General features: G+C 70.6%; 4 protein-coding genes. 2 read left to right on the plus strand and 2 right to left on the minus strand.

Features of this window, described 5'->3' with window-relative positions; translation table 11 throughout:
• Positions 1 to 471: chorismate mutase (locus ACFWY6_RS03130; protein WP_384685815.1), on the minus strand; the 471-nt coding region annotated here is incomplete at its 3' end.
• Between the two features lie 266 nt (positions 472 to 737).
• Between ACFWY6_RS03130 and paaK the strand changes: the two genes are divergently transcribed.
• Together paaK and ACFWY6_RS03140 are read left to right on the plus strand one after the other, a co-directional pair.
• Positions 738 to 2,027, plus strand: coding sequence for a phenylacetate--CoA ligase PaaK (gene paaK, locus ACFWY6_RS03135; RefSeq protein WP_384685817.1), 1,290 nt, complete (start codon positions 738 to 740; stop codon positions 2,025 to 2,027).
• A gap of 30 nt (positions 2,028 to 2,057) precedes the next feature.
• The gene (locus ACFWY6_RS03140) at positions 2,058 to 2,711 is read left to right on the plus strand and encodes a hypothetical protein (protein ID WP_384685819.1); all 654 of its coding nucleotides are present in this window, start codon (positions 2,058 to 2,060) and stop codon (positions 2,709 to 2,711) included.
• An 18-nt stretch (positions 2,712 to 2,729) separates the two neighbouring features.
• Here ACFWY6_RS03140 and ACFWY6_RS03145 read toward each other — a convergent pair.
• A partial coding sequence (locus ACFWY6_RS03145) for an AMP-binding protein (RefSeq protein ID WP_384685822.1) occupies positions 2,730 to 3,936 on the minus strand: 1,207 nt, incomplete at its 5' end.

Consider the following 3,936-nt stretch of genomic DNA (forward strand, 5'->3'; position numbering starts at 1 on the left):
CCTGCGTCCCCCGGCTTCTCCCTCTGCGCCCCCCCCGCCGCCCCCGCCCCGCCCGCCGGCCCCCGGGGGGGGCCGGCCCCCCCACCGTTGGCCCGGCGCGCGCCCCCCCACCTTGTTCGCCTCGATCTGGTCGCGGAAGATCCGCACCGTCACCTCGGGGTCGGCACCCACATCCCGCGCCTGCCGCGCGACGTCGTCGAGGACCTGCTTCTCGCGGGCCGGGTCGTCGATGGGGCTGTCCGTGCCGTACTTGGCGGCCGCGACGAGGTCGGCGGTGGCAAGGCGCTGGGCGGAGAGGCCGGCGAGCGGACGGAGCAGGTCGTACGGCGTACCGTGCGCGAGGGCGGTCCGCTGGGCGGGGACGGCGGTGGGAGCGGCGGCGGCCTGCCCGGCACCGGCTCCTCCAAGCAGTACGGCCGCGAGAGCGCCGGCGGTCAGGAAGCGGACTGCGGACGGGGTGCTGCGCTGCACGGGATGTCCCCCTGGAAATGGCCGTGTCGATCGTGCCGGGTGGCCGCCATCGTACGACCCCGCGGCGCGCGCGGCAGGGCCCGCGACCCCCGGGTGCAGCTGCCCCCGGCAAAAGCCGTCCACGCAGCTCACACCGCGGGAAGGGCGGCGCGGGAAGCCGTCGTGTGCGATCTCTTGACGGCCGCCCCCGCGACTGGATTACTGACCTCGACAGAAGATCCACGACCGAATGATCGGTCGCCCGTTTGGGACGGGAGAAACTCCATATGACGGCCATGCTGGACGCGGCGGAGCGCCTCGGGCGCGAGGAGCTCGAGGCGCTGCAGCTGGAGCGCCTGCAGGACACCTTGCTGCACGCGTACGAGAACGTGCCCTTCTACCGGGCGGCGTTCGACAAGGCGGGGCTCCGCCCCGACGACTGCCGTACGCTCGCCGACCTGGCCCGCTTCCCGTTCACGGCCAAGACCGACCTGCGCGACAACTACCCGTTCGGGATGTTCGCGGTGGAGCAGTCCGAGGTGCGCCGCCTGCACGCGTCGAGCGGCACCACGGGCCGGCCGACGGTCGTCGGCTACACCGAGCAGGACCTGTCGATGTGGGCGGACGTGGTGGCCCGCTCGATCCGTGCGGCGGGCGGCCGCCCCGGTCACAAGGTCCATGTGGCCTACGGCTACGGCCTGTTCACCGGCGGCCTCGGCGCGCACTACGGCGCGGAGCGGCTCGGCTGTACGGTGATTCCCGCTTCCGGCGGCATGACGGCGCGTCAGGTCCAGCTGATCCAGGACTTCCGCCCCGAGATCATCATGGTGACCCCGTCGTACATGCTGACGCTCCTTGAGGAGTTCGAGCGCCAGGGCGTCGACCCACGCACGACGTCCCTCAAGGTCGGCATCTTCGGCGCCGAGCCGTGGACGGAGGAGATGCGCCGCGAGATCGAGGAGCGGTTCGCGATCGACGCGGTCGACATATACGGCCTTTCGGAGGTCATCGGCCCCGGTGTCGCCCAGGAGTGCGTGGAGACCAAGGACGGACTGCACATCTGGGAGGACCACTTCTATCCGGAGGTGGTGGATCCGATCACCGGCGAGGTCCTGCCGGACGGCGAGCGCGGCGAGCTGGTCTTCACCTCCCTCACCAAGGAGGCCATGCCCGTCATCCGCTACCGCACCCGCGACCTGACCCGCCTCCTGCCCGGTACGGCGCGGAACTTCCGCCGGATGGAGAAGGTCACCGGCCGCACGGACGACATGGTGATCCTGCGCGGAGTGAACCTCTTCCCCACCCAGATCGAGGAGATCGTCCTGCGCACACCGGGCGTCGCCCCGTACTTCCAGCTGCGCCTGACCCGCGAGGGCCGGATGGACGCCCTGACGGTCCGCGCCGAGTCCCGCGCGGACACGACGCCCGAGCGCCGCGACGAGGCGGCCCGGGAGATCGCGACGGCGGTGAAGGACGGGATCGGCGTCTCGGTGGCGGTCGAGATCGTCGATCCGGAGACGGTGGAGCGGTCGGTGGGCAAGTTCAAGCGGATCGTGGATCTGCGCGGGCAGGCCTGATCGGTACTGCCCCGCTGCTACCTTCACCGCATGGGGGTACTCAAAGAGATAGTGATCTCCATTGCGGGCAGCGCGATATTCCTCGTACTCATCTGGGTGTTCTCGCGCACCGCACGGCAGGCGACGAGGCTCATGGCGACACGAGTTCTCGGCCTCGATCTCGAAGACACCTTCCGTGATTCCGGCGCGGTCGCCAGCGACCTTCAGGCTGAGCTGGACCGGGCGCGCTGGGTGACCGTGATCACCAGTCGTGGCAACGACCTCCAGCGGCAGGTGTTCGCCGACACCCTGCGTGCGGGACGGGGCGGCTCCAAGGATGTGCGCATCCTCCTCCCCGACCCGGACTGCACTCAGCAGCCGGACTGGATCGCCGACCGGGAGGAGGAGATCAGCGCGTTCGACCACGCCTACGGCAACGGCCTGCTGCGGGAACAGGTCCGGCAGAATGTCACCTTCCTGGAGGGATACATGAATCCCGCATCCCTGGAGCTACGCCTTTACCACCTGCCGCACGTGGGCCGCATCATCCTCACCGACCGCGCGGCCTATCTGACGCGCTATCAGAGCAACCGGCACGGCCATTCGACGCCCGTCAAGAAGTACCGCCGCGGCGACATGTACGACTACCTCAGCCGCGAGGTGGAGCTGGTCTGGAAGCACGCCCGCCGAGTCGGCCCACCGTGAACCCGCGCCGCGGTGGCATCATTCGGCGCTGAACCGGTCCCGCAGCTCCCGCTTGAGGATCTTTCCGCTCGCGTTGCGCGGCAGCTCGTCCACGAACAGGATCCGCTTGGGTGCCTTGAAGTGGGCGAGCTTCTCGCGTGCGTGGTCGATCAGTTCGTCCTCCGTGACCTCGCCATTGCGTACGACGACGGCTGTGACCGCCTCGATCCAGCGCTCGTCCGGCAGCCCGATCACGGCGGTCTCGGCGACCCGTTCATGGGTGTAGAGCGCGTCCTCGACCTGGCGCGACGCGACAAGCACTCCCCCGGAGTTGATGACGTCCTTCACCCGGTCGACCACCGTGAAGTAGCCCTCCTCGTCCCGCACGGCCAGGTCCCCGGAGTGGAACCATCCGTCGCGGAACGCCTCCTTGGTCTCCTCGGGCTTGTCCCAGTAGCCCTCGCACAACTGCGGGGAGCGGTAGACGACTTCGCCCTGTGTGCCGTCGGGCACCTCCTGGCCGCGCTCGTCCACGACGCGTGCCTCGACGAAGAGGACGGGCCGCCCGCAGGAGTCCATCCGCCCCTCGTGCTCGTCGGGCCCGAGGACCGTGGCCAGCGGGCCGATCTCGCTCTGTCCGAAGCAGTTGTAGAAGCCGAGCGACGGGAGCCGTTCGCGCAGCCGTTCAAGGACGGGTACGGGCATGATCGACGCCCCGTAGTAGGCCTTGCGCAGGGCGCCGAGGTCGCGCGTCGCGAAGCCGGGGTGGTTCGACAGGCCGATCCACACCGTGGGCGGCGCGAAGAGGCTGTCGGCGCGGCCCGCCTCGACCAGGTCGAAGATGGGCTCGGCGGCGGGCGCGTCGAGGATGGTGTTCTCCGCGCCCACCGCGAGGTAGGGCAGCAGGAAGACGTGCATCTGCGCCGAGTGGTAGAGCGGCAGCGAGTGGACGGGCTTGTCCGTCTCCTTGAGGTCAAGGGCGGTGATGGCGCTGACGTATTCGTGCACCAAGGCTCGGTGGGCCATCATCGCGCCCTTGGGAAGGGCCGTTGTGCCGGACGTATAGAGCAGCTGCGCCAAGTCGTCCGTGCCGGGCTCCTCCCCGTCGTACGCCGGTGCCGACGCGAGCCGTGCGAGCAGGGAGTCGTGCGCGGGGGGCGGGGGGGGTGCGCGGGGGGCGGCCGGGGGGGGGCGCGCGGGGGCGCGCCCCCGCGGGGGCGCGGGGCGGCGGGGGGGGGGGGGGGGG

It is taken from the genome of Streptomyces sp. NPDC059037 (genome assembly GCF_042740015.1).
Lineage (GTDB): Bacteria > Actinomycetota > Actinomycetes > Streptomycetales > Streptomycetaceae > Streptomyces.